Raw genomic sequence first — 23,747 nt, forward strand, 5'->3', positions numbered from 1 at the left:
CCCGAACGATCCGCCGGGCAATGATCGGGAGCGATGCGATGAAGGCGCTGCGCAAGGCGCTGGACGGCCTCTATCTGGCCGCGGGCGCGCTGGGGGCGATGTTCCTGCTGGCCATTCTGTGTCTGATCGTGCTGCAGATGCTGGCGCGCTGGACGGGCCAGACCTTTCCGGGCGCGACCGACTATGCGGGCTATTGCATGGCGGCCTCGTCCTTTCTGACGCTGGCCTATGCGCTGCGGCGCGGGGCGCATGTGCGCGTCTCGATCCTGCTGGGGGCGCTGGGGCCGCGCCGGCGCTGGGGCGAGCTGGCCTGCACGCTGATCGGCGCGATCGTGGCGACCTTCTTCGCGCGCTACGCGGTCAAGGCCACGATCTGGAGCGCGAAGCTGGGCGACGTCAGCCAGGGGCAGGACGCGACGCCGCTGTGGATCCCGCAGCTGGCCATGTCGGCGGGAACGATCCTGCTGGCGCTGGCGCTGTGGGACCGGCTGATCTGGATCGCGGCCGGGGGCGACCCCGCCGCCGACGCGCCCGAGGGGCTTGAGCCATGAGCGGCGATCTGGCGCTGACGGCGGTGTTCCTCTTCGCGCTCTTCGGGCTGCTGGGCGCGGGGGTGTGGGTGGGGCTGGCGCTGATGGGCGCGGCCTGGGCGGGCATGGCGCTGTTCACCACGCGCCCGGCGGGCGACGCGATGATCACCACCGTGTGGACCGGCGCATCGAGCTGGACGCTGACGGCGCTGCCGCTGTTCATCTGGATGGGCGAGATCCTTTACCGCACGCGCCTGTCCGAGGACATGTTCCGCGGGCTCAGCCCCTGGATGGCGCGGCTGCCGGGGGGGCTTCTGCACACCAACGTGGTCGGCTGCACGATCTTCGCCGCGGTGTCGGGCTCGTCGGCGGCCACGCTCAGCACCGTCGGGCGCATGTCGATCCCCGAGCTTCTGCGCCGCGGCTATCCCGAGCGCATGACGCTGGGCACGCTCGCCGGAGCGGCGACGCTGGGGCTGATGATCCCGCCCTCGCTGACGCTGATCGTCTACGGCGTGACGGTGAACGAGAGCATCACCCAGCTGTTCATGGCCGGCGTGCTGCCCGGCCTGACGCTGGCGGCGCTGTTCATGGGCTATGTCGCGGCGTGGGACCTTCTGCATCCCGACCAGCGCCCGGCGCCCGAGCCGCCCATGCCGCTGGCCGAGAAGCTGCGCAACTCGCGCCATCTGGCGCCGGTGATCGGCCTGGTGCTGCTGGTGATCGGGTCGATGTATCTGGGCTACGCCACCGCCACCGAGGCCGCGGCCTTCGGCGTGCTGGGCGCGCTGGCGCTGGCGGCGGGGCAGGGGTCGCTGAGCCGCGAGTCCTTCGCGCAAAGCCTGATGGGGGCGGCGCGCACCTCGGCCATGATCGCGCTGATCCTGATGGGCGCGGCGTTTCTGAGCCTGTCGATGGGCTTCACCGGGCTGCCGCGGCGGCTGGCCGAGTGGATCGCCTCGCTGGGGCTGACGCCGGTCGAGCTGATCGTGGCGCTGACGCTGTTCTACATCGTCATCGGCATGTTCCTGGACGGGATCTCGTCGGTGGTGCTGACCATGGCCGTGGTCGAGCCCATGATCCGCCAGGCGGGAATCGACCTGATCTGGTTCGGCATCTTCATCGTCGTGGTGGTCGAGATGGCGCAGATCACGCCGCCCATCGGCTTCAACCTGTTCGTGCTGCAAGGCATGACCGGCAAGCCCATCGGCTACATCGCCCGCGCCGCGGCGCCGATGTTCGCGATCATGGTGGCGATGGTGGCGATCCTGACCGCCTTTCCCGAGCTGGCGCTGTGGCTGCCCGAGGCGTTGCGCGCGCGCGGCGGCTGAGCGGCGGGCGCGTCACGTTTCGATCACGGCGAATCGGATAGGTCCGGAAGCAAGAACCGGCGGGGTTTGGGGACCCCCGCCGGCCGCTAGCTTGGTCACGCTGCCCAATAACGCCGGGCCTGTCTTCAGGAAGCCGTTCACTACGCAGAACGCTTGCCACTCGCCATGCTGTGCATCGACGATGCGCTTGCTGCAACGCTTCACGCTACGCTACGGGGAGTAAAGTTGCACATTTTCGCGCCGCTCGTCCACCCCCCGAAAATTGCGGGGAAGGCGCGCGCAAGTCATTGAAAGAAAAGGTTCATTATCCATTCAAGAGGCTTTACGGAACGTCACCTGATTCGTTGAGGGGCGAATCCGTGCGCTTCCATACAACCGGAGCGGGAACAACGGCTGGTGGCCGCTGGGGGACTCGAACCCCCACGCCCGAAGGCGCCCGATTTTAAGTCGGGTCTGTCTACCGGTTCCAGCAAGCGGCCCCGAGGCGGGTATAGGCCGCGCCCGCCGCACCGGCAAGCCGCGCCGCGCGGCCGGGCGGGGGAAGGCGGGCGGGGGCAGGCGGGCGGGAACGCGTTCGGGCGCGCGGGTCAGGCCCCTTCGGGCGGCGGCGTCTCTTCGATGCGCGCCGCGCCCAGACGCGCGCACATCTCGCGCAGGTCGCGCACCGCCGCCTCGAGCGCCGCGCGATCGCGCGCCCGCGCGACAAGCGTCGTGCCCAGGCCGCCGCGATAGAAGGGATACGAGCCGATCGACACCTGCGGATGGGCGCGCGCCGCCTCGGCCAGGGCGTCGGCGATGTCGCCCTCGGCCAGGGGCGCGCGCAGCGCATGGGACAGGACGGGCGGGCCGCCGACGATGCGCGGCTTCACCTCTTCGAGCATCGCGGCGAAGATGTCCGGCACGCCCGCCATGACATAGACGTTGCCGATCTGAAAGCCCGGCGCCTGGCTGATGGGGTTCGGGATCAGGACCGCGCCCTCGGGAATGCGCGCCATGCGCAACCGCGCGGCGTTCAGCGCGCCCGAGTCGCCGTAATAGGCCTCGAGGATCGCGCGCGCGTCCTCGCGCACGTCGATCGGCACGCCGAAGGCCTCGGCCACGGCGTCGGCGGTGACGTCGTCATGGGTCGGGCCGATGCCGCCCGAGGTGAACACATGGTCATGCGCCGCGCGCAGCGCGTTGACCGCCGCGACGATCGCCGCGCGCTCGTCCGGCACCACGCGCGCCTCGCGCAGCGCCACGCCCATGGCCGTCAGCTCGCGCGCAAGGTGGTGCATGTTGCTGTCGCGCGTGCGCCCGGACAGGATCTCGTCGCCGATGACGATCATGGCGGCCGTGGGAACGCGCGCGGGCGAAGGGGCGCCGTCCCCGGCGGCCGGGTCGGGGACATGCTCTGGGGCGTGGTCTGCGGTCATGCGGCTTCTCCTGACGCGGGGCCGGGCCTGTCCGCCACGGGCGCCCGACGGGTTGCACTTAGGCCGCGGGCCGCGCGCGCGCAAGTTGCCTTCGCCGGCCCGCCGCGCTAGGTCGCGCGCATGGACTTCGATCGCCCCCTGCAGCCCGCGCGCCTCTTGCGCCGCTACAAGCGCTTTCTGGCCGACATGCGCCTCGAGGACGGGCGCGAGGTCACCGTCCACTGCGCCAATCCGGGCGCGATGACGGGGCTGGCCGAACCCGGCCTGCGCTGCTGGATCGAGCCGAACGACGATCCGCGCCGCAAGCTGCGCTGGAGCTGGAAGCTGGTCGAGACGCCCGGCGGGGGCCTTGCGGGCGTCGACACCTCGATCGCCAACCGCGTGGTCGCCGAGGCCCTGGCCGCCGGCGCCATCCCCGAGCTGGCCGGCCGCGAGGTTCGCCCCGAGGCCCGGCTGGGCGCGCGCTCGCGCGTGGATTTCGCGCTGACCGCGCCCGGGCGCCCGACGCTCTGGCTCGAGGTCAAGACCGTCAGCCTGCGCCGCCGGGGCGATCTGGCCGAGTTTCCCGACGCGCGCACCGCCCGCGGCGCCCGCCACCTGGACGAGCTGGCCGCCGCCGCCCGCGCGGGCGACGAGGCGGCGCTGCTGTTCTTCGTGCAGCGCGACGACGCCGCGCGCGCCGCCGTTGCGCGCGACATCGATCCGGCCTATGCCGAGGCCTTCGACCGCGCCCGCGCGGCCGGGGTGCGCGTCCTGGTCCGGCGCGCGGCCCTCTCGCGCGCGGGCGTCGCGCTCGGCCCCGCCCTGCCTTTGGCCGAGGCCCCGCCCGAACGGGCGGATCGCGCCGCCGCGGGCGATGCGTTATGATCCCGACCGACCGACTTGACGAGGACGCCGCCATGGACACCCCCAGCCCCGCGATCACCCCCGACGGGATCAAGCTCTACCGCCCCGAGGATTTCGAGGGCATGCGCCGCGCCGGCCGCGTGGCGGCCGAGATCCTCGACCGCATCGCCGAGCATGTCGCCCCCGGCGTCGCGACCGAAGAGCTGGACGCGCGCATCGAGGCCATGGTCGCCGAGGCCGGCGCCGTTTCGGCCACCATCGGCTATCGCGGCTACCGGCACGCCTCGTGCATCTCGGTCAATCACGTGGTCTGCCATGGCATCCCCGGCCCCAAGAAGCTGCGCGAGGGCGACATCCTGAACATCGACGTCACGGTGGTCGTGGACGGCTGGTATGGCGACACCTCGCGCATGTATGTGGCCGGCGCGCCCAGCCGCAAGGCCGAGCGCCTGATCGACGTCACCCACGAGGCCCTCATGCGCGGCATCGCCGCCGTGCGGCCGGGCGCGACCTTCGGCGACATCGGCCACGCCATCCAGACCTATGTCGAGGCCCAGCGCTGCTCGGTGGTGCGCGACTTCTGCGGCCACGGTCTGGGCCGCGCCTTTCACGAGCCGCCCAACGTTCTGCATTTCGGCCGCCCCGGCGCGGGTCCGCGGCTTGAGCCGGGCATGTTCTTCACCATCGAGCCGATGGTCAATCTGGGCCGCCCCGACACCAAGATCCTGGCCGACGGGTGGACCGCCGTCACGCGCGACAAGTCGCTTTCGGCGCAGTTCGAGCACTCGATCGGCGTGACCGAGGATGGGTGCGAGATCTTCACCCTCTCGCCCGCCGGCCGCTTCCACCCGACCTGGGCGCGGCAGGCCTGAGGCCGCGACGGGCTTAACGCTTCGGCAACCATCCGGCGGCCAAGATCGGCGCGACCCGCAAGGAGCACGCCGCCCATGCCGACGCAGCACCGCCGCTTCCCGACCGCTGACGCCTTCGCCGAGGCGCCGCAGCCAGGCCTGTTCGACGCCGCCGGGGCGGCGCAGCCGGGCGAGGCGCGGCGCGCCCGGACGGCGGGGGCGGACGGTCCGCGGGCGCCGAGCGCCGCGCCGGCGCCGGCCGCGATCCCCGATCCGGCCGCGGCCAAGGCCCCGGACGAGCCCTGGTATGCCGACCATCGCGAGCGCCTGCGCGAGCGCTTCATGCGCCGCGGCGCCGATGCGCTGGACGATTACGAGCTGCTCGAGCTGATCCTGTTCCGCGCCATCCCGCGCCAGGACGTCAAGCCCCTGGCCAAGCGGCTGATCCGCGCCTTCGGCGACTTCAACCACGCCATCTCGGCCCCGCCCGAACGCCTGGCCGAGGTGCGCGGCGCCGGCAAGGCCGTGATTCGCGAGCTCAAGATCGTCGAGGCCGCCGCCCACCGCCTGGCCCAGGCGCGGGTGCTGGGGCGCGAGGCGATCTCGTCATGGGACGCGCTGGTGGCCTATCTGCGCCAGCGCCTGGCGCATGAGCGCACCGAGCAGTTCCGCGTGCTCTATCTGGATCGCAAGAACGTGCTCATCGCCGACGAGGCCCAGCAGCGCGGCACGGTCGATCATGTTCCCGTCTACCCGCGCGAGGTGGTCAAGCGCGCGCTTGCGCTCGAGGCGTCGGCGCTGATCCTGGTGCACAACCACCCCTCGGGCGACCCCACGCCCAGCCAGTCGGACATCGACATGACCCACCGCATCGTGCTGGCCTGCGAGTCCATGGGGCTGCGCGTGCACGACCACGTCATCGTGGGCAAGGACCGGGTGGCCAGCTTTCACGAGATGGGGCTTCTCGACTGACCGCCCGGTCCCCGCGCTCAGGAGACGATGTCGTAGGCGCGCTCGCCATGCGAGGCGTAGTCGAGGCCCTCGGTCTCGTCCTCGGCGCTCACGCGCATGGGAACGATCAGCGCGCACAGCCGCGCCAGCGCCCAGGTGACCGCGACCACGAAGGCGCCCACCGCGGCCAGCGCCGTCAGCTGCGCCGCCGGGTCGGCATGGCCGAGCGCCGCCAGCATGATCGTGCCGAAGACGCCGCCCACCCCGTGCACGGCGAAGACGTCGAGCGAGTCGTCGATGCGCAGCCCCGTGCGCACCCACACCACGCAAAGCTGGCACAGAACGCCCGCGACGGCGCCCAGCAGCACGGCCTCGAGCGGCCCGGCCTCGCCCGCCGCCGGCGTGATCGTGGCCAGCCCCGCAATGGCGCCCGTGGCAAGCCCGATGAGCGAGGCCTTGCCGTAGCGCACCCGCTCATACGCCGCCCAGCTCAGCGCCCCGGCCGAGGCCGACAGATGCGTGACCGTCATCGCCATGGCCGCGCCGCCGTCGGCCGCCAGCTGCGAGCCGCCGTTGAAGCCGAACCAGCCCACCCACAGCATCGCGCCGCCGATCATGGTCATCGCCGGCGCATGGGGCGGGCGCGCGCCGTCGCGCCGCGGACCCAGCATCGCCGCCAGGACCAGCGCCGCAAGGCCCGCCGTCTCGTGCACCACGATGCCGCCGGCGAAATCGACCGTTCCCATCCGCGCCAGCCAGCCGCCGCCCCAGATCCAGTGCGCCACCGGCGCGTAGCACAGCAGCATCCATGCGCTCGAGAACAGCAGCACGAAGCCGAAGCGCGCCCGCTCGACCCAGGCGCCGACGATCAGCGCCGGGGTGATGATGGCGAAGGTCATCTGGAACAGGAAGAACAGGATCTCGGGGATCGTGCCGCGCAGCGCATCGGGCCCGACGCCCAGCATGAAGGCCTTGCCCAGCCCGCCCCACAGCGCCCCGCCTTCGTCGCCGAAGGCGATGGAATAGCCCGCCGCCAGCCAGAGCAGCGACATGAGGCATGCGATGGCCAGGCACTGCGCCAGTACGGACAGGAAGTTGCGCGCCCGCACGAGCCCGCCATAGAACAGCGCCAGCCCCGGCAGCGTCATGAAAAGCACAAGCGCCGAGGCGACGGCGACCCAGGCGGCATCCGCTCCATTCATCGTGGCATTCCCTCCTTTGCGCGCGCGACTGCGCGTCGGCGGCCGTTCTGAAGGGCGCCCAGGGGGAAATGCAACGAACAACGCGCGTGCCGCGGGCGGCTTGACGCGCGATTGCCCATGATTTGGGCATGCGCCCGCCGTGGCGCCCAATATCCGGGCGCCTGATGTATGCGCGAACTAGCTCCGCGCGCCGGCCTCCAGCAGCTCGAGCGCGCGCGCCGCGGCCGCGGCGCGAACGCGCGCGCGCCCGAGCGGGCCGAACTCTTCGGTCAGGGTGCGCGTGGGGGCCCCACGCCGCGCCAGGGCGAAGCAGACCCGGCCCTCGGGCTTGAACTCGGACCCGCCCGGCCCGGCGATGCCCGTGATCGCGACCGCCAGATCGGCGCGCGAATGCGTCAGCGCCCCTTCGGCCATCGCCGCGGCGACCTGCTCGGAGACCGCGCCATGGGCGGCGATCAGCGCCGCGGGAACGCCCAGCATCTCGGTCTTGGCGGCGTTGGAGTAGGTGACGAAGCCGCGGTCGAGCGTGCGCGAGGCGCCGGGGATCTCGGTCAGCGCGGCGCAGACCATGCCGCCGGTGCAGCTCTCGGCCGCGGCCACGCTCAGCTCCGCCGCCTGCGCGGCCGCGAGCGCCCGCGCGGCCAGGGCGGCGAGATCGGGCGCGCTCATGCCAGCCACCCATGCGCCAGCGCCGCGGCCAGCGTCACGCAAAGCGCGGCCAGAACCCCCGCGACCAGATCGTCGGCCATCACGCCCGCCGCGCCGGGCAGGCGCTCGGCCCAGCTGACGGGCGGGGGCTTGAGGATGTCGAAGAAGCGGAAGGTCACGAAGGCGCCGACCCAGCCGGGCCAGGGAAAGACATGCGGCGCCGCGCCCGCCAGCCACAGCCCCAGCGACAGCGGCGCCAGCGCGACCAGCTGGCCGGCGACCTCGTCGACGATGACCTCGGACGGGTCCTTGCGGCCGGTGCGCGCCAGATGCCGCGCCGTCGCGCGCCAGCCCAGCGCCGTCACCGCCGCCAGCGTCGCGGCGAACAGGCCGAAGCCCCCCGCCCAATGCGCCAGCCAGCCCAGCGGCAAGGCGGCCGCCGCTCCCCAGCTGCCGGGCGCCGGCACGCGCGCGCCCAGCCCCCACAGCGTCGCCAGCCCGCCGCTCGGCGCCGGGGCGCTCATGCTTCGCCCTCCAGCACGATCAGCGCGCTGGCCTGGGCGGCGATGCCTTCCTCGCGGCCGGCGAAGCCCAGCCTTTCGGTCGTGGTCGCCTTGACCGAGACGCGCTCGGCCGGGATGTCCAGGATGCGGGCGATCTCGGCGCGCATCGCCTCGGCGTGCGGGCCGATGCGCGGGCGCTCGCAGATCAGGGTGCAGTCGACGTTGCCGATGCGCCCGCCGCGCGCGCGCACCCGCTCGGCCGCCTTGGCCAGGAAGATCTCGGAGCGCGCGCCGCGCCATTGCGGGTCCGACGGCGGGAACCAGCGGCCGATGTCCCCCTCGGCCAGCGCGCCGAAGATGGCGTCGGCGATGGCGTGCAGGCCCACATCGGCGTCGGAATGGCCCGTCAGCCCGCGCTCGTGCGGTATGCGCACGCCGCACAGCGTGACATGGTCGCCGGGGCCGAAGGCGTGCACGTCGAAGCCCGAGCCGATGCGGATGTCCATGCGTCCTCCTTGTGCGGCGCGGCGCGCGGCGGCCAGGGCGCGGGCGCGGCGCAGATCCTGCGCGGTGGTGATCTTGGCGTTGTCTTCGTCGCCGGGCGTGAGCGCCACGTCAAGGCCCGCCGCCTGCGCCAGGGCGACGTCGTCGGTCGCCGCGTCATGCCGGCCGGCGTCGCGCGCGGCGCGGTGCGCGCGCAGGATCGGCCCCAGGCGAAAGCCCTGCGGCGTCTGCGCGCGCACAAGGCCCGCGCGGTCCAGCGTCGCGCCGGCCAGCCCGCCCTCGGCCGCGCGGCGCACGGTGTCGGTCATGGGCAGGGCGGGGCAGGCGGCCGGATGACGCGCCAGCGCCGCGATGACCTGCGCGATCAGCCGCGGCGACGGGAAGGGGCGGGCCGCGTCGTGCAGCAGCACCAGGTCGTCGGGCGCGGCGCCCTCGGCGGCCAGGGTCTCGAGCGCGGCCAGCGCCGAGGCCGCGCGCGTCGCCCCGCCCAGGATGGGCGGCGGCAGGTCAAGCCCCGCGACGGCCGCCTCGTAGGCGGCGCGGTCCTCGGGGTGGATGACGACGCGCACGCCGTTCACCCCCGGCGCGGCGCGCAGCGCCTCGACGGCGCGGCGCAGCACCGTGGCGCCGCCCAGGTCGCGGTATTGCTTCGGAGCGCCGGGCCCGGCGCGCGTGCCGCGCCCGGCGGCCAGGATGACGGCGTGAACGGTCATGGCGGATCCTCTGGGCTGCAGTTGCGCGGACCCCGGCAGTTAGCCCGAGCCCTTGCCGCGCACAAGCGGCAAGGGTAATCAGAAGCGTCTGCACAAGGAACAAGCACATGAGCCTGCGCATAGGCGCCCATGAATTGAGCGATCCGGTCCTGCTGGCCCCGATGGCCGGCATCACCGACCTGCCGTTCCGCCGCGCGGCGGCGCGCTTCGGCGTCGGGCTGACCGTGTCCGAGATGGTCGCCAGCGGCGAGGCGCTGACCGGCCGCGCCGCGGCGTTGGCGCGCGCCGAGCTGGACGGCGCGATCGGCCCGGCGGCCGTGCAGATCGCCGGGCGCGAGGCCGGGGCGATGGCCGAATGCGCCCGCATGCTCGAGGACCTGGGCGCGCCGATCATCGACATCAATCTGGGCTGCCCGGCCAAGAAAGTGACGAAGGGGCTGTCGGGCTCGGCGCTGATGCGCGACCCGGACCACGCGCTGCGGCTGATCGAGGCGACGGCGCGCGCGGTCTCGGTTCCCGTGACGGTGAAGATGCGCCTGGGCTGGGACCAAAGCGCGATCACCGCGCCGCGCATCGCCCGCGGCGCGCAGGAGGCCGGCGCCGCGATGGTCACGGTGCATGGGCGCACGCGCCAGCAGTTCTACGAGGGGCGCGCCGACTGGGCCGCCGTGGCCGAGGTGCGGCGCGTCATCTCGATCCCGCTGATCGTCAACGGCGACATCCGCGACGCCGCGACGGCGCGCGCGGCGCTCGCGGCCTCGGGCGCGGACGGGGTGATGATCGGACGCGCGGCGCGCGGCCGCCCCTGGCTGCCGGCGCAGATCGCCGCGGCGCTGGCCGGGCGCCCGGTTCCGCCCGAGCCCGACGGCGCCGCGCGCGCCGAGCTTCTGGCGCGCCAGCATGAAGAGATGCTGTCCTTCTACGGGCGCGAGCTGGGCGTGCGCTGCGCGCGCAAGCACATCTCGTGGCATCTCGAGCACGTCCCCGGCGCCGAGGCGCTGCGCGCGCGGCTGATGCGCATGACCGATCCCGCGGCCATCCGCCGCGCCATCGAAACCGAGCTGCCGGCGCTGTGCGCCGCCGCTCCGACCGTCGAAGGAGCCGCGGCATGAACGCCCCTTCCCGCCGACCCGATCACGCGGCGCTGTGGAACGCGCTGCCCGCGCCGGCCCTTGCGCTGGATGCGCAGGACAGGGTGCTCGAGGTCAACGGCGCCGCCGAGGCCTTTCTGGGGCTGAGCGCGCGTTCGCTGCGCGGGCGCGCGCTGGCCGACCTGTTCGGCCCCGCCAGCCGCGTGCTGGATCTGCTGGCGCAGCTCAGGCGCGGCGCGGCCACGGTGGCGGAATACGACATGGAGCTGCTCATGCCCGAGCGCCCGCCCTGCCGCGCCGACATTCACGCCGCCCCGGTGGCCGAGGGCGCGGGCGACGCGCTGCTTCTGATCCAGCCGCAGTCGCTTGCGCGCAAGATGGACCGCAGCATGTCGCACCGCTCGGCGGCGCGCACGATCTCGGGCATGGCGGCGATGCTGGCGCACGAGATCAAGAACCCCCTCGCGGGCATCTCGGGCGCGGCGCAGCTGCTGGAAATGAACCTTGGCGACGAAGAGCGCGAGCTCACGCGCCTGATCCGCGACGAGGCCGAGCGCATCGTCAAGCTGATCGGCCGCGTGGATCGCTTCGGCGACAGCCGCCCGGTCGAGCGCCGGCCCGTCAACATCCACGACGTGCTCGACCGCGCGCGCCTGTCGGCGCAAGCGGGCTTCGCGTCGCATCTGCGCTTGAGCGCCGAATACGACCCCTCGCTGCCCCCGGCGGCGGCCGATCCCGACCAGCTGATGCAGGTCTTCCTGAACCTGCTCAAGAACGCGGCCGAGGCCGCGCCCAGGGTCGGCGGCGCCGTGGCGGTGCGCACCAGCTACCGGCCCGGCCTGCGCCTGTCGCTGCCCTCGGGCCGGCGCGAGAGCCTGCCCCTCGAGGTGGCGGTGATCGACAACGGCCCCGGCGTGCCCGAAAGCATCCGCGCCGACATCTTCGAGCCCTTCGTCACCACCAAGAGCGCGGGGGCGGGGCTGGGGCTGGCGCTGGTGGCCAAGATCGTGGCCGACCTTGGCGGCGCGGTCGAGTGCGAATCCGAGCCCGGCCGCACGGTCTTTCGCGTGCTGCTGCCCATCTGGCGCGACTCGGGGCGGGACGAGGCCCCGCAGGAGGACGACGCATGAGCGCGGTGGTGCTCGTCGCCGACGACGACCGCTCGATCCGCACGGTGGTCGGCCAGGCGCTGACGCGGGCCGGGTTCCGGGTGCGCGCGACGGCCTCGGCGGGCACGCTCTGGCGCTGGATCGAAGAGGGCGAGGGCGACGTCGTCATCTCGGACGTCTCGATGCCCGACGGCGACGCGCTGGACATGCTGCCCGCGATCCGCAAGCGCCGCGACGATCTGCCCGTGATCGTGATGAGCGCGCACAACACCATCATGACCGCCATCCGCGCCGCCGAGGCGGGGGCGTATGACTACCTGCCCAAGCCCTTCGATCTGCGCGAGATGATCGCGCTGGTGCGGCGCGCGCTCGAGGGCGCGGCGCGCCCCGCCCGCCCCGAGGCCGCCGCCCCCGCCGCCGAGGACGAGCGCCTGCCCATCATCGGCCGCTCGCCCGCGATGCAGGAGGTGTATCGCGTGCTTGCGCGGCTGATGAACACCGACCTGACGGTGATGATCGAGGGCGAATCGGGCGTGGGCAAGGAGCTGGTCGCGCGCGTGCTGCACGATTTCGGCCGCCGCCGGCGCGGGCCCTTCGTGGCGGTGAACATGGCCGCCATCCCCCGCGAGCTGATCGAGAGCGAGCTGTTCGGCCACGAGCGCGGCGCCTTCACCGGCGCGCATGAGCGCCGCGAGGGCCGCTTCGAGCAGGCGGCGGGCGGCACGCTGTTCCTCGACGAGATCGGCGACATGCCCCCCGAGGCCCAGACCCGCCTTCTGCGCGTGCTGCAGGAGGGCGAGTTCATGCGCGTCGGCGGGCGCGCGCCGATCCGCGCCGATGCGCGCATCATCGCCGCCACGCATCAGGACCTGCGGGCGCTCATCGCCCAGGGCGCCTTCCGCGAGGACCTGTTCTACCGGCTCAACGTCGTGCCCGTGCGCCTGCCGCCGCTGCGCGAGCGCCTCGACGACGTGCCCGATCTGGCTCGCGCCTTCCTGCGCCGGGCCGAGGAGGAGGGGCTGCCGCGCAAGAGCATCTCGGCCGAGGCGCTGGATCTGCTCAAGCGCCAGCCCTGGCCGGGCAATGTGCGCGAGCTCGAGAACCTGATGAAGCGCCTCGCCGCGCTCAGCGCCGACGACGTCATCGACGCCGAGACCGTGCGCCGCGAGCTGGCCGCGCGCCCGCCGGCGGCGGCGGGCGGCGCGACGGGCGGCGCGACGGGCGGCGCGGGGGGCGCCCTGGCCGGGGCGGGGGCGTCGCTGGGCGCGGCCGTCGAGCAGCATCTGCGCGCCTATTTCCGCCGCCATGGCGACGCGCTGCCGCCGCAGGGGCTTTACGACATGGTCATGCGCGAGGTCGAGCTGCCGCTGATCGCGCTGACCCTTGCGGCGACGCGCGGCAACCAGATCAAGGCCGCGCAGGTGCTGGGAATCAACCGCAACACGCTGCGCAAGAAGATCCGCGAGCTTGACATCGAGGTCGCGCGCGGCAAGAAACTGATGTAACGACGCAACAGTCGGCGCCGAATTCATGGCGTGGACGCATCGGGCGCCGCCGGCCGGCGCGCCCCAGGCGGAGGTCGAACGCATCGAGCGCAGCGGTCACAACATCGCGCAGGCCGACGGGCCCGCCGCCCCGCCGGCGCCGGCGGGCGCGGCCGAGGCGCGGGCGCCGAAGCCGAACCCGTTCGCGCGCGCGGGCGCGGCGCGGCCCCTCGGCGCCAGGCTGCGCGGCCTGCGCGGCTGGGCGGCGGCGGCGCTGGTCGCGCTGGGGCCGCTCTTGGCGGTGCTGACCGTGGCCACCGCCACGCGCGAGGGGCAGGAGCTGGCCTCGCCCGAGCTGGTGCGCGGGGTCTACCTGCTGGACCTGGTCTATGTGATCGTGGTGGCGGCGCTGGTGGTGTGGCGCATCGCCACGCTGATCTCGGCGCGGCGCGCGCGCTCGGCCGGCTCGCGGCTGCATCTGCGCCTGACGGCGGTGTTCACGCTGGTCGCGCTGGCGCCGACGGTGCTGGTGGCGGTGTTCGCCACGCTCACGGTCAGCTACGGGCTCGAGGGCTGGTTCTCGGACCAGATCCGCTCGGTGGTGCGCAACTCGCTGGCGACGGCGCAGGCCTATGAGCGCGAGCATCGCGGGCGCATCCGCGGCGACGCGGTGGCCATCGCGGCCGAGCTGGGGCGCGCGGGCGCGCTGGGCGCGGGCGACGCGCAGCTGGGCGAGGTGCTGCGCGCCCAGGCGCGGCTGCGCGAGGTGCCGCAGGCCTATGTCTTCGACAGCGCGATGGACCTGCGCGCGCGCGGCGAGTTCTCGTATCTGTTCTGGTTCCGCCCGCCCACGCCCGAGCAGATGGCGCGCGCGCGCGCCGGCGAGGTGGTGATCCTCGAGGACAAGGAGGCGGGCGAGATCGGCGCGCTGGTCTGGCTGCGCGACCTGTTCGACTACTACCTGCTCGTCGCCCGGCCGGTGAACGGCAACATCCTGTCGCTGCTGGACGAGACGCGCGAGACCGTGCGCCTTTACGAAACGCTCGAGGCCAGCCGCGACGGGGTGCTGCTGGAATTCGCCGCGCTTTACCTCGGCTTTGCGCTCCTGGTCATCCTGGCGGCGGTCTGGCTGGGCCTGTGGTTCGCCGAGAAGCTGGCGCGCCCGATCGGGCGCCTGGCGGGCGCGGCGCAGCGGGTGGGCGCGGGCGATCTGGGCGTGCGCGTGCCCGTCGATAAGGGCGACGACGAGGTCGCCGTGCTCTCGCGCGTGTTCAACCGCATGATCGAGCAGGTCGCCGCCCAGCGCGACGCGCTCATGGCCGCCAACCGCGAGGCCGAGCGCCGCCGCCGCTTCATCGAGGCGGTGCTGGCGGGGGTGACGGCGGGGGTGGTGCGCCTTGACGCCGAGGGTCGGATCGAGCTGATGAACGACGCCGCCGCGCGCCTTCTGGGCGTGGACGCGGCGCAGGCGGCGGGCCGCCCGCTGGCCGAGGTTGCGCCGCTTTTCGCCGAGCTGGTCGAAACCGCCCGCGCCCGCCGCGCGGGCGAGGCCGAGGCGCGGGTGCATGGCCATGTCGGCGGGCGCGAGCGCGATTTCCTGGCCCGCGTCGCGCGCACGGGCGCGGCCGAGGGCGCCGGGGGCGAGCCGACCGGCGACGCCGCCGACGCCGCCGGGCAGGAGGGCGCGGGGCAGGGCGGCCTGGTGCTGACCTTCGACGACCTGACCGAGCTGGTCTCGGCCCAGCGCATGGCCGCCTGGGGCGACGTCGCGCGGCGCATCGCGCACGAGATCAAGAACCCCCTCACCCCCATCCAGCTCTCGGCCGAGCGGCTCAAGCGCAAGTTCGGCGCCGGGCTGTCGGGCGAGGCGCGCGCGCGCTTCGACCAGTATGCCGACATGATCGTGCGCCAGGCCGGCGACATCCGCCGCATGGTCGACGAGTTCAACCGCTTTGCGCGCATGCCCGCGCCCGAGCCGGCGCCGAACGATCTGCGCCAGATCCTCGACGAAGCGGCGCTGTTGCGCGGCGAGGCGGCCGCCGGCGTCGCCTTCGAGGTCGAGACCGAGGGCGCCCCGCGCCCGGTGCCCTGCGACCGTGGGCTGATGGGGCAGGCGCTGGCCAATCTGCTCAAGAACGCGGCCGAGGCGGTCGAGGCCCGGCTGGCCCGCGCGCCCGAGCCGCCGGGCGTTGTGCGCGCGCGCATCCTCTACGCCCCCGACCGGGTGGAAATCCGCATCATCGACAACGGCGCCGGCCTGCCGGCGGAAAACCGCGCGCGGCTGATGGAGCCCTATGTGACGACGCGCGAAAAGGGCGCGGGCCTTGGCCTCGCCATCGTCAAGAAGATCGTCGAGGAGCACGGCGGAACCTTCGCGCTGACCGATTCCCCCGACGGGCCGGGGGCCATGGCGCTGATCGTGCTGCCCGCGGCGCAGGCGGGCCCGCCGCCGGGCGCAACGCAAGAGGAAACCGAAAATGGCTGACATTCTTGTCGTGGACGACGAGGCCGACATCCGCGCCCTGATCGCCGACATCCTCGAGGACGAGGGGCACGAGGCGCGCATGGCCGCCGACGCGGACCAGGCCATGGCCGCGATCGAGGCGTCGCCGCCGGACCTGATCATCCTCGACATCTGGCTTCAGGGCAGCCGCATGGACGGGATCGAGGTGCTCACGACCGTCAAGCGCAACATGCCCGACATTCCGGTGGTCATCATCTCGGGCCACGGCAACATCGAGATCGCCGTGGCGGCGGTCAAGAAGGGCGCCTACGACTTCATCGAGAAGCCCTTCACCATCGACCAGCTGATGGTGGTGGTGGGCCGCGCGCTCGAGGCCTCGCGGCTGCGGCGCGAGAATGCGCGCCTGCGCCGCCAGGACCAGCAGGCGGCCGAGCTGATCGGCGCCTCGGCGGCCATGAGCGCGCTGCGCGCCAAGCTCGACAAGGTGGCGCGCACCGGCAGCCGGGTGCTGCTGTCGGGGCCGCCGGGCGCGGGCAAGGAGGTGGCCGCGCGCTACATCCACGCCCGCTCGGCGCGCGCCGACGGCCCGTTCGTGGTGGTCAACGCCGCCACCATCGACCCCGACCGGATGGAGGAAACCCTGTTCGGCCGCATGCGCGAGGATGGCGGCCACGAGCCGGGCCTGTTCGAGAAGGCCCATGGCGGCACGCTCTTCATCGACGAGGTGGCCGACATGCCCATGGGCGCGCAATCCAAGATCCTGCGCGCGCTGGTCGACCAGACCTTCCAGCGCCGCGGCGGGTCCGAGACGGTGCGGGTGGACGTGCGGGTGATCTCGGCCACCAACCGCGACCTCGAGGCGCTGATCGCGCAGGGCGCCTTCCGCGAGGACCTCTATCACCGCCTTTCGGTGGTGCCGATCGAGGTGCCGCCCCTGGCCGCCCGGCGCGAGGACATCCCGCTTCTGGCCGATCACTTTCTCGAGCGGCTGAGCCGCGCCGAGGGGCTGCCGCGCCGCACGCTGAGCCCCGAGGCGGCGGCGCTGCTTCAGACGCAGGACTGGCCGGGCAATGTGCGCCAGCTGCGCAACATGATGGAGCAGGTGCTGATCCTGGGCGCCGGCGCGGCCGAGATCGCGCCCGAAGAGCTGCCCCTGGGCGCGCCCTCGGCGGATTCGGGGGCGGGGCTGTCGGCGCTCATCATCTCGCTGCCGCTGCGCGAGGCGCGCGACCTGTTCGAGCGCGACTACCTGATCGCGCAGATCAACCGCTTCGGCGGCAACATCTCGCGCACGGCCGAGTTCGTGGGCATGGAGCGCTCGGCGCTGCACCGCAAGCTCAAGTCGCTGGGCGTGGTGACCACCGTGCGCGCGGGCGCGCGCGTGGCCATGGCCCAGAACGACGCGCCGTCGCGCGCGCGCGAGGATGGCGACGAGGGCGAGGCGGGCGAAGCGGGCGCGGGTTTGACCTGAGGCGCGGGCGGGCGCATAGTCGCGCGCGCTGGGCTCCGCAGACCGCAAAGGGAGCCGCATTCGTGAGCGAGACGGCATGAAGATCATCATCTGCGGCGCGGGCCAGGTGGGCTCGCAGATCGCGCGGCATCTGGCGGGCGAGCGCAACGACGTCACCATCGTCGATCAGGACCCGGGCCTGGTGCGGCGTGTGACCGAGGCCTATGACGTGAGCGGCGTGACGGGCTTCGCCTCGCATCCCGACGTGCTCGAGCGCGCGGGCGCGGCAGACGCCGAGATGCTGATCGCGGCCACCTTCTCGGACGAGGTGAACATGGTCGCGTGCCAGATCGCGCATTCGGTGTTCTCGGTCTCGCAGAAGATCGCGCGCATCCGCGCCCAGTCCTATCTGGCGCCCGAATGGTCGGACCTGTTCCGGCGCGACCACATGCCCATCGACGTGGTGATCTCGCCCGAGCTCGAGGTGGCGCGCGTGGCCATGCGCCGCCTGCTCGAGCCCGAAGCCTTCGACAGCGCCGATTTCCTCGACGGCCACGCGCGCCTGGTGGGCTTGCGGCTGGACGAGAACTGCCCGCTGCTCAACACGCCGCTGCGCCAGCTGACCGAGCTGTTCTCGACGCTGCGCGCCATCGTGGCGGCCTATCGGCGCGACGGACGGCTGCATGTGGCCGAGCCCGAGGACCAGCTTTACGCGGGCGACGAGATCTATTTCGTCGCCGCGGCCGAGGATGTGCGCCGCGCCATCGGCCTGTTCGGCCGCGAGGCGCCGCGCGCGGGGCGCGTGACGGTGATCGGCGCCGGCAGCGTGGGGCTTTCGGTGGCGCGCATGATCGAGAACGACCCGAGCCATCTGCGCGTGAAGATGATCGAGCGCGACCGCGCCCGGGCCGAGCGCGCGGCCGAGACGCTCGAGCGCACGATCGTGCTGATGGGCGACGGTCTGGACCCCGAGCTTCAGGCCGAGGCCGGGGTGGGCGAGGGCGCGGCGGTTCTGGCGCTGACGGACGACGACAAGACCAACCTTCTGGCCGCCGCGCGCGGCAAGCGGGCGGGCTGCGCCACGGCCATCGCGCTGTCGAACGACGCCAGCTATTCCGAGCTGGCCGAGCCGCTGGGCATCGACGCCATGATCGTGCCGCGCGCGACGACGGTCTCTTCGATCCTGCGCCATGTGCGCCGGGGCAGGGTGCGGCAGGTGTATTCGGTCGGCGATCAGGAGGCCGAGGCCATCGAGGCGGTGGTGCTGAGCACCTCGCCCATCGCGGGCAAGCCGCTGCGCGCGGCTGGCATCCCCTCGGGGGCGATCGTGTGCGCGGTGATGGGGCGCGACGGGCTGCGGATGCCGCGCGGCGACCTGGTGATCGAGGAAGGCGACCGGGTGCTGGTCTTCGCCCTCAGCGAGCGGCTGCGCGAGGTCGAGCAGCTGTTCCGCGTCTCGGCCGAGTATTTCTGAACCATGCGCGTGCGCGGGGTTCCGCTGCTGGCGATGGCCCTGGCGGCGCTGGGCGGGCTGATGCTGGTTCCGGCGCTGTTCGCCGCGGTCGAGCAGGACTGGCGCGCGGCGCGCTTCTTTCTGTATTCGGCCATCTTCGTCGGCTTCTTCGCGGCCATCTGGGGCGCGGCGGCGCATGATCCGCGCCCCGAGCGCGCCGGCGCGCAGACCGAGCTCATGGCCATTCTGGGCTTCTTCGCCTGGCTGCCGGTCTTCGCCGCCATTCCCATCTGGCTGCTGCATCCGGCGCTGGGCGCCGAGGGGGCGTATTTCGAGGCGGTCTCGGCCATGACCACCACGGGCGCGACGCTGTTCGACCGCCCGCAGGAAAGCCATCGCGCGGTGCAGCTGTGGCGCGCCATGCTGGGCTGGGCGGGCGGGCTGGCGACGCTGACGGCGGCGGCGGCGGTGCTGCTGCCGCGGGGGCTGACGCAGGCGCCGGGCGCCTCGCAGGTCATGCCGGAATCGGCGCGCGCGGGCAGGGTGGTGGCGCTGGTCGATTCGGGCGGGCGGACCTTGCGCGCGCTGAGGCGCATCGCGCCGATCTACGGGGCGCTGACGGCGGCGCTGGCGCTGGCCTTCCTGGCCTCGGGCGCGGGCGACGGGCTGGCGGCGGCGGCGCATGCGATGGGGGTGGTCTCGACCAGCGGGATCTCGCCGCTCGACGGCGGGTTCGCGGCGCTCGACAACCGCTGGGCCGAGGCGGCGGCGCTGGCGGGCATGATCCTGGCGGCCAGCAGGCTGATCTATCGCCGCCAGATCGCGCGCGAGGGTTGGCGCGCCTGGACCGCCGACCCCGAAATGCGGCTTCTGGCGCTGACGGCGGCGATCTGCGCGGGATGGCTGTTCGTGCGGCACTGGATCGGGGCGCTGACGCTGACCGAAGCCGCGCCCGAGCTGCGCGACACCATCGCGGGCGGCTTCGTGGCGCTGTGGGGCGCGGCGATGACCTGCATCAGCTTCCTGACCACGACGGGCTACGTCTCGGCCGATTGGGCGGCGGCGCGCTACTGGTCGGGGCTGGATACGCCGACGCTGATGCTGCTGGGCCTTGCGGCCATGGGCGGGGGCGTGGCCTCGACGGCGGGCGGGCTGAAGCTGTTCCGCGCCTACGCGCTGTTCCGGCACGGATCGGCCGAGCTTGCGCGCATGGTCCATCCGCACATGATCGAGACCGCCCGCACCCCCGCCGGGCGCCTGACGCGCGCCGACGTGATGAACGCCTGGGTCTACATGGCGCTGTTCCTGGCGGCGATGGCCACGGGCACGGCGCTGCTGACGCTGACCGAGGCGCCCTTCGCGCTGTCGCTCGAGGCGACGATCGCCGCGCTTTCCAACACCGGGCCGGCGCTGGTCATGGTCACGGGCGATCCGGCCGCCTACAAGGCGCTGGCCCCCGAGGCGCGCCTAGCGCTGTGCGGCGCGATGATCCTGGGCCGGATCGAGATCCTGGCCTTCGTCGCGCTGCTCAATCCCGGCGCGCTGGGCGGCCGCGGCGGCTGAAAGCGCCCGTCTTGCGCATTTCGCGGTTGCAAGACGGGGCGACAGGCTGTTTCTCTCGGAACATGACGCCGCGGACGCGCCCCGCGGCGCGCGCATCAGCGCCAACAACAACGCACCAGCTAAGGGGTTGCATCAACCATGGCCGCCGACAAGCAAAGCCTTCAGGACGCTTTTCTCAATCACATTCGCAAGAACAAGGTTCCCGTGACGATCTTTCTGGTGAACGGGGTCAAGCTGCAGGGAATCATCACCTGGTTCGACAATTTCTGCGTGCTGCTGCGCCGCGACGGGCAGGGGCAGCTGGTCTACAAGCACGCGATCTCGACGGTGATGCCGTCGCAGCCGATCAATCTGCATGACGGCGACGACCAGAGCTGAGCGGCGCGCATGACGCGCGTCTACGTCCTGCACCCCGACATCCGCGCCCGCGCCCGGGCCGACGAGGGACGCGCGCGCCGCGATCCCGCGCGCTCGCTCGAAGAGGCCGTCGGGCTGACCGCGGCGCTGGATCTGGAGCTGGCCGGCGCCGAGGTCGTGCCCCTGGCCGCGCCCCAGGCGGGCACGCTGTTCGGCTCGGGCAAGGTCGCCGAGCTGGCCGGGCGCCTGGCCGAGGCGCGCGCCGATCTGGTGGTGGTGGACGGGCCGGTCACGCCGATCCAGCAGCGCAACCTTGAAAAGGCCTGGAACGTCAAGCTTCTGGACCGCACGGGCCTGATCCTCGAGATCTTCGGCGAGCGCGCCCGCACGCGCGAGGGCGTGCTGCAGGTCGAGCTGGCGCATCTGAACTACGCCAAGTCGCGCCTCGTGCGCTCCTGGACCCATCTCGAGCGTCAGCGCGGCGGGCTGGGCTTCGTCGGCGGCCCGGGCGAGACGCAGATCGAGGCCGACCGGCGCGCCATCGCCGAGAAGATCGCGCGCATCAACCGCAAGCTCGAGCGCGTGGTGCGCACGCGCCATCTGCATCGCGCCTCGCGGCGCAAGGTTCCGTTCCCCGTCGTGGCGCTGGTGGGCTACACCAACGCGGGAAAATCAACGCTCTTCAACAGGTTGACGGAATCGGGCGTGCTTGCGCGCGACATGCTGTTCGCCACCCTCGACCCGACGATGCGCGGCGTCACGCTGCCGGGCGGGCGCAAGGCGATCATCTCGGACACGGTGGGATTCATATCGGACCTGCCCACGCAGCTGGTGGCCGCGTTCCGCGCCACGCTCGAAGAGGTGCTCGAAGCCGATCTGATCGTGCATGTGCGCGACGTCAGCCACCCGGACGCCGAGGCGCAGAAGGCCGACGTGCTGGACGTGCTCGAAGAGCTGGGCGTGGACGAGGCGCGCCGCGACGCCATGATCGAGGTGCGCAACAAGATCGACCTTCTGGCGCCCGAGGCGCGGGCCGCGGCGCTCAACGAGGCCGCGCGTCTGCCCGGCGCGGCCGCGGTCTCGGCGGTCACGGGCGAGGGGATCGAGCGCCTGCGCGAGATGATCGCCGCGCGGCTCGGCGCGGCCGAGCAGACGCGAGTCTACCGCATTCCCGCCGCCGAGGGCGCGGCGCGCGCCTGGCTGCACGAACATGCGCGCGTGATCGCCGAGGACCACGCCGAGGACGAGGCGCGCATGACCGTGGCCGCCGATCCCGAGGTGCTGGCGCGATTCGAGAAACGCTTCGCGACCCTGGCGACGCCCGAGAGCGGCTAGGCCGACTTCGCCGCCCCGAGACGGCCGCGGACCCGCGCCGCGGAGGTGCGAGCGGTCCGGCGGCGAGGCCGGATCTTTCGCTGGCGCCGATTCCTGTTCACGGCGGTGGAGGGGGGCAGCCCGAACGCCGTTCCGCAGGTCGGGAAGCTGGGGCGAAGCCGCCGCAGGGCAGGGCGGCGCGCCGGGCTGATCGGGCGCCCGCGCTCAGCGCGCGTCGGCCAGCAGGGCGGAGAGCCCCGCGGTCGAGACCGGCGCCGCCAGCTGCCGTCCGCCGGCGGCCTCGAAATAGCGCACTTCCAGCGTCTGGGCTCGCGCCAGCGCCGCCAGCTCGTCCTCGCTCAGCGCCCGCGCCGCCCGGCAGCCATCGGGCAGGCACACCGTCACCGGCGCGTCGATGGCGCGTTCCCCGTCCACCACCAGCCGAACCCCGGGCGGCACGGCGATGCCCAGCGGGGCGACCAGCGTCAGCGTCGGCGCGCCCCCTCGCTCGTCGAAGCCGATGACGATGGTGGCGAAAATGCGGTCCGCGCCGTCGGCCACCAGCCGCGCCGCAACCGTGCAGCGGCCGTTCTCGCAGCTTTTCAGCCAGTTCTGAGCCCGCGCCTGCGCCGCGGCCGGCGGGGCGGCGGCCCACGCCAGCGCCAGCGCGACCAGCGTCGCCCGAAGTTCTGTCCTGCCCGCGCCGCGCATCCCGGCCATGCCTTCCCCTCGGTCCGAGGTCAAGAAGAACCCCGCCGCGCCGCATTGGGCGCGGCGGGGCCTGTCGTCATGCGATCACGCCTTGCGGCGGCGCATCGCCCCGCCGGCGCCCAGAGCGCCGATGCCGGTCAACAGCAGCCACGCCGCGGCCGGCAGCGGCACCACGCCGCCCGGCGTCGGGTCGGGGATGATGATCGAGCCGCCCACGCCGGCGAAGCCGAAGATGAACGTCGCTGTAGCCAGGTCGTCGCCGTAGGCGCAGCCGGTTCCGGTTCCGGTGCCCGTCGGATCGCAACCCGGCTGCCCGAGCGAGTAGAGCTCGGCCCCGACCTCGCCCAGCGCCGCCAGCGCCGCCGTCTCGGTGCGGGTCGCGCCGTAGAAGATGTCGAAGGCGAAGCTGTCGCCCGCCGCCAGCATGCCGAAGCCGAAGTCGAAGTTCGAGCCGTGATCGGACGGACCGAGATCGACGAAGTCGCCCGTGCCGCCCGCCACCTGCTCGGTGCGGCCGCCGGCGAACGGATCGGAATTGACGAAGCCGTTGTCCACCGCCACCAGCACCGACGGCGTGGTGGCGACGCCGGCATGGGTGACGACCTCGGAGAAGGTGTCGGGCTCGATGTCCCAGTCGAAGGTGCGGGTGTAGCGCAGGTCGGCGATCGCCGCCCCCGAGATGTTCTCGATGGTCACGTTCACCCGGTAGAGGTCCGACGTCTCGGCCGCCGGCCCGAAGGCGTGGGTGATGCGCAGGAGCGAGGTGGTGTCGGAGTCATCCCTCAGCTCGACGACCGACGTCGCCGTCGAGGCCGTGGACATGAAGCTCACCGCGGAGAGGTTGGACACCCCGTAGTTGTTGTTCGCGCGTCCCGAGGCGATCCGGATCCCGCCGCCATCGGCGATGCCCACGCCCCAGCCCTCGCACAGGCAGCCATGCGAGGTCGCCTCCAGCCCCGTCGCCGCATGGCGCAGGCCGACGGAGGCCGTCCCGTCATGCCGCGACGGCGGCCCGGGGATGTTCAGCTGGCCGAAGTCGTCCACGCCCAGCGTGACCGAGCCATTGGTGATGATCGCGGATGCCGAAGCGGCGCCGGCGAACATGACGCTTGCGATCGCGCCCAGCGCGAATGATCTTGAATGCCTTGGCAGGTGCGACATTGCGCATACCCCTCGCTCATCAATGTTAACCAAATCTAAACATGCTGAAGGCGGGGGTTCATGTCAATTGGAATGAGGCCTTCGGGTCCGAGACCG

Annotated in this window: 21 protein-coding genes and 1 tRNA gene; 14 read left to right on the forward strand and 8 right to left on the reverse strand. The window is 73.0% G+C overall.

Annotation, left to right across the window (positions count from 1 at the left end):
• Window positions 1-20: 20 nt before the first annotated feature.
• Together BMW67_RS04315 and BMW67_RS04320 are read left to right on the forward strand one after the other, a co-directional pair.
• Window positions 21-551 (forward strand): TRAP transporter small permease, encoded by a 531-nt coding sequence (locus BMW67_RS04315; protein WP_072745781.1) that lies wholly within the window; start codon window positions 21-23, stop codon window positions 549-551.
• Window positions 548-1,861 (forward strand): TRAP transporter large permease, encoded by a 1,314-nt coding sequence (locus tag BMW67_RS04320; RefSeq protein ID WP_072745780.1) that lies wholly within the window; start codon window positions 548-550, stop codon window positions 1,859-1,861. Before BMW67_RS04315 ends, BMW67_RS04320 begins: the two co-directional genes overlap by 4 nt.
• Before the next feature lie 394 nt (window positions 1,862-2,255).
• On the opposite strand, the gene BMW67_RS04325 is transcribed toward BMW67_RS04320, so the two are convergent.
• Together BMW67_RS04325 and BMW67_RS04330 are read right to left on the reverse strand one after the other, a co-directional pair.
• Window positions 2,256-2,340 (reverse strand) — tRNA-Leu (locus BMW67_RS04325).
• A gap of 108 nt (window positions 2,341-2,448) precedes the next feature.
• Window positions 2,449-3,189 carry a competence/damage-inducible protein A gene (locus BMW67_RS04330; RefSeq protein ID WP_072746085.1) on the reverse strand — a complete coding sequence of 247 codons (741 nt, stop codon included), beginning with the start codon at window positions 3,187-3,189 and terminating at the stop codon, window positions 2,449-2,451.
• A gap of 207 nt (window positions 3,190-3,396) precedes the next feature.
• Here BMW67_RS04330 and sfsA point away from each other — a divergent pair, with 207 nt between their 5' ends.
• The 3 genes from sfsA to radC all read left to right on the forward strand — a co-directional run bounded on the left by sfsA (window position 3,397) and on the right by radC (window position 5,945).
• Window positions 3,397-4,143 (forward strand): DNA/RNA nuclease SfsA, encoded by a 747-nt coding sequence (sfsA, locus tag BMW67_RS04335; RefSeq protein WP_072745779.1) that lies wholly within the window; start codon window positions 3,397-3,399, stop codon window positions 4,141-4,143.
• A 32-nt stretch (window positions 4,144-4,175) separates the two neighbouring features.
• Entirely contained in the window at window positions 4,176-4,994 is an 819-nt protein-coding gene (map, locus tag BMW67_RS04340) for a type I methionyl aminopeptidase (RefSeq protein WP_072746084.1), read from the forward strand.
• A 75-nt stretch (window positions 4,995-5,069) separates the two neighbouring features.
• Entirely contained in the window at window positions 5,070-5,945 is an 876-nt protein-coding gene (radC, locus tag BMW67_RS04345) for a RadC family protein (protein ID WP_083581062.1), read from the forward strand.
• Window positions 5,946-5,962: 17 nt separating this feature from the next.
• Here radC and BMW67_RS04350 read toward each other — a convergent pair whose 3' ends face one another.
• The 4 genes from BMW67_RS04350 to BMW67_RS04365 all read right to left on the reverse strand — a co-directional run bounded on the left by BMW67_RS04350 (window position 5,963) and on the right by BMW67_RS04365 (window position 9,494).
• The gene (locus tag BMW67_RS04350; protein ID WP_072745778.1) at window positions 5,963-7,126 is read right to left on the reverse strand and encodes an ammonium transporter; all 1,164 of its coding nucleotides are present in this window, start codon (window positions 7,124-7,126) and stop codon (window positions 5,963-5,965) included.
• A 177-nt stretch (window positions 7,127-7,303) separates the two neighbouring features.
• Window positions 7,304-7,795, reverse strand: coding sequence for a CinA family protein (locus BMW67_RS04355; RefSeq protein WP_072745777.1), 492 nt, complete (start codon window positions 7,793-7,795; stop codon window positions 7,304-7,306).
• Window positions 7,792-8,298 carry a phosphatidylglycerophosphatase A family protein gene (locus BMW67_RS04360; RefSeq protein ID WP_072745776.1) on the reverse strand — a complete coding sequence of 169 codons (507 nt, stop codon included), beginning with the start codon at window positions 8,296-8,298 and terminating at the stop codon, window positions 7,792-7,794. Before BMW67_RS04360 ends, BMW67_RS04355 begins: the two co-directional genes overlap by 4 nt.
• Entirely contained in the window at window positions 8,295-9,494 is a 1,200-nt protein-coding gene (locus tag BMW67_RS04365; protein ID WP_072745775.1) for a bifunctional 2-C-methyl-D-erythritol 4-phosphate cytidylyltransferase/2-C-methyl-D-erythritol 2,4-cyclodiphosphate synthase, read from the reverse strand. Before BMW67_RS04365 ends, BMW67_RS04360 begins: the two co-directional genes overlap by 4 nt.
• Window positions 9,495-9,601: 107 nt before the next feature.
• On the opposite strand from BMW67_RS04365, the gene dusB reads away from it, so the two are divergent.
• From dusB to hflX, 9 genes are all read left to right on the forward strand, one after another.
• Window positions 9,602-10,606: a tRNA dihydrouridine synthase DusB gene (gene dusB / locus BMW67_RS04370; RefSeq protein WP_072745774.1), complete on the forward strand. Its 1,005-nt coding sequence runs from the start codon at window positions 9,602-9,604 to the stop codon at window positions 10,604-10,606.
• A complete protein-coding gene (locus BMW67_RS04375; protein ID WP_072745773.1) occupies window positions 10,603-11,715 on the forward strand; it encodes a two-component system sensor histidine kinase NtrB in 1,113 nt (370 codons plus the stop codon). Before dusB ends, BMW67_RS04375 begins: the two co-directional genes overlap by 4 nt.
• Entirely contained in the window at window positions 11,712-13,199 is a 1,488-nt protein-coding gene (ntrC, locus tag BMW67_RS04380; RefSeq protein ID WP_072745772.1) for a nitrogen regulation protein NR(I), read from the forward strand. The genes BMW67_RS04375 and ntrC overlap by 4 nt, the downstream gene beginning before the upstream one ends.
• 25 nt (window positions 13,200-13,224) lie before the next feature.
• Window positions 13,225-15,663 carry a sensor histidine kinase NtrY-like gene (locus BMW67_RS04385; protein WP_083581061.1) on the forward strand — a complete coding sequence of 813 codons (2,439 nt, stop codon included), beginning with the start codon at window positions 13,225-13,227 and terminating at the stop codon, window positions 15,661-15,663.
• The gene (gene ntrX, locus BMW67_RS04390; protein WP_072745771.1) at window positions 15,656-17,113 is read left to right on the forward strand and encodes a nitrogen assimilation response regulator NtrX; all 1,458 of its coding nucleotides are present in this window, start codon (window positions 15,656-15,658) and stop codon (window positions 17,111-17,113) included. The genes BMW67_RS04385 and ntrX overlap by 8 nt, the downstream gene beginning before the upstream one ends.
• 76 nt (window positions 17,114-17,189) lie before the next feature.
• Window positions 17,190-18,566, forward strand: a complete 1,377-nt coding sequence (gene trkA, locus BMW67_RS04395) for a Trk system potassium transporter TrkA (RefSeq protein WP_072745770.1) — start codon at window positions 17,190-17,192, stop codon at window positions 18,564-18,566.
• Window positions 18,567-18,569: 3 nt separating this feature from the next.
• Window positions 18,570-20,108, forward strand: coding sequence for a potassium transporter TrkG (locus tag BMW67_RS04400; RefSeq protein WP_072745769.1), 1,539 nt, complete (start codon window positions 18,570-18,572; stop codon window positions 20,106-20,108).
• A 138-nt stretch (window positions 20,109-20,246) separates the two neighbouring features.
• Window positions 20,247-20,486, forward strand: a complete 240-nt coding sequence (gene hfq, locus BMW67_RS04405; RefSeq protein WP_072745768.1) for an RNA chaperone Hfq — start codon at window positions 20,247-20,249, stop codon at window positions 20,484-20,486.
• A gap of 9 nt (window positions 20,487-20,495) precedes the next feature.
• Window positions 20,496-21,800: a GTPase HflX gene (gene hflX, locus BMW67_RS04410; protein WP_072745767.1), complete on the forward strand. Its 1,305-nt coding sequence runs from the start codon at window positions 20,496-20,498 to the stop codon at window positions 21,798-21,800.
• Between the two features lie 204 nt (window positions 21,801-22,004).
• On the opposite strand, the gene BMW67_RS04415 is transcribed toward hflX, so the two are convergent.
• Window positions 22,005-22,499: an invasion associated locus B family protein gene (locus tag BMW67_RS04415; protein ID WP_083581060.1), complete on the reverse strand. Its 495-nt coding sequence runs from the start codon at window positions 22,497-22,499 to the stop codon at window positions 22,005-22,007.
• A 75-nt stretch (window positions 22,500-22,574) separates the two neighbouring features.
• A complete protein-coding gene (locus tag BMW67_RS04420) occupies window positions 22,575-23,651 on the reverse strand; it encodes a hypothetical protein (protein ID WP_072745765.1) in 1,077 nt (358 codons plus the stop codon).
• Window positions 23,652-23,747 lie beyond the last annotated feature (96 nt).

This window comes from Oceanicella actignis (genome assembly GCF_900111545.1).
Taxonomy (GTDB): Bacteria; Pseudomonadota; Alphaproteobacteria; order Rhodobacterales; family Rhodobacteraceae; genus Oceanicella; species Oceanicella actignis.

Excerpts from the sequence above, each read along its gene's own strand:
- BMW67_RS04315 (WP_072745781.1), top strand. The coding sequence starts at position 21 with ATGATCGGGAGCGATGCGATGAAGGCGCTGCGCAAGGCGCTGGACGGC.
- BMW67_RS04320 (WP_072745780.1), top strand. The coding sequence starts at position 548 with ATGAGCGGCGATCTGGCGCTGACGGCGGTGTTCCTCTTCGCGCTCTTC.
- BMW67_RS04330 (WP_072746085.1), bottom strand. The coding sequence starts at position 3,189 with ATGATCGTCATCGGCGACGAGATCCTGTCCGGGCGCACGCGCGACAGC.
- sfsA (WP_072745779.1), top strand. The coding sequence starts at position 3,397 with ATGGACTTCGATCGCCCCCTGCAGCCCGCGCGCCTCTTGCGCCGCTAC.
- map (WP_072746084.1), top strand. The coding sequence starts at position 4,176 with ATGGACACCCCCAGCCCCGCGATCACCCCCGACGGGATCAAGCTCTAC.
- radC (WP_083581062.1), top strand. The coding sequence starts at position 5,070 with ATGCCGACGCAGCACCGCCGCTTCCCGACCGCTGACGCCTTCGCCGAG.
- BMW67_RS04350 (WP_072745778.1), bottom strand. The coding sequence starts at position 7,126 with ATGAATGGAGCGGATGCCGCCTGGGTCGCCGTCGCCTCGGCGCTTGTG.
- BMW67_RS04355 (WP_072745777.1), bottom strand. The coding sequence starts at position 7,795 with ATGAGCGCGCCCGATCTCGCCGCCCTGGCCGCGCGGGCGCTCGCGGCC.
- BMW67_RS04360 (WP_072745776.1), bottom strand. The coding sequence starts at position 8,298 with ATGAGCGCCCCGGCGCCGAGCGGCGGGCTGGCGACGCTGTGGGGGCTG.
- BMW67_RS04365 (WP_072745775.1), bottom strand. The coding sequence starts at position 9,494 with ATGACCGTTCACGCCGTCATCCTGGCCGCCGGGCGCGGCACGCGCGCC.
- dusB (WP_072745774.1), top strand. The coding sequence starts at position 9,602 with ATGAGCCTGCGCATAGGCGCCCATGAATTGAGCGATCCGGTCCTGCTG.
- BMW67_RS04375 (WP_072745773.1), top strand. The coding sequence starts at position 10,603 with ATGAACGCCCCTTCCCGCCGACCCGATCACGCGGCGCTGTGGAACGCG.
- ntrC (WP_072745772.1), top strand. The coding sequence starts at position 11,712 with ATGAGCGCGGTGGTGCTCGTCGCCGACGACGACCGCTCGATCCGCACG.
- BMW67_RS04385 (WP_083581061.1), top strand. The coding sequence starts at position 13,225 with ATGGCGTGGACGCATCGGGCGCCGCCGGCCGGCGCGCCCCAGGCGGAG.
- ntrX (WP_072745771.1), top strand. The coding sequence starts at position 15,656 with ATGGCTGACATTCTTGTCGTGGACGACGAGGCCGACATCCGCGCCCTG.
- trkA (WP_072745770.1), top strand. The coding sequence starts at position 17,190 with ATGAAGATCATCATCTGCGGCGCGGGCCAGGTGGGCTCGCAGATCGCG.
- BMW67_RS04400 (WP_072745769.1), top strand. The coding sequence starts at position 18,570 with ATGCGCGTGCGCGGGGTTCCGCTGCTGGCGATGGCCCTGGCGGCGCTG.
- hfq (WP_072745768.1), top strand. The coding sequence starts at position 20,247 with ATGGCCGCCGACAAGCAAAGCCTTCAGGACGCTTTTCTCAATCACATT.
- hflX (WP_072745767.1), top strand. The coding sequence starts at position 20,496 with ATGACGCGCGTCTACGTCCTGCACCCCGACATCCGCGCCCGCGCCCGG.
- BMW67_RS04415 (WP_083581060.1), bottom strand. The coding sequence starts at position 22,499 with ATGGCCGGGATGCGCGGCGCGGGCAGGACAGAACTTCGGGCGACGCTG.
- BMW67_RS04420 (WP_072745765.1), bottom strand. The coding sequence starts at position 23,651 with ATGTCGCACCTGCCAAGGCATTCAAGATCATTCGCGCTGGGCGCGATC.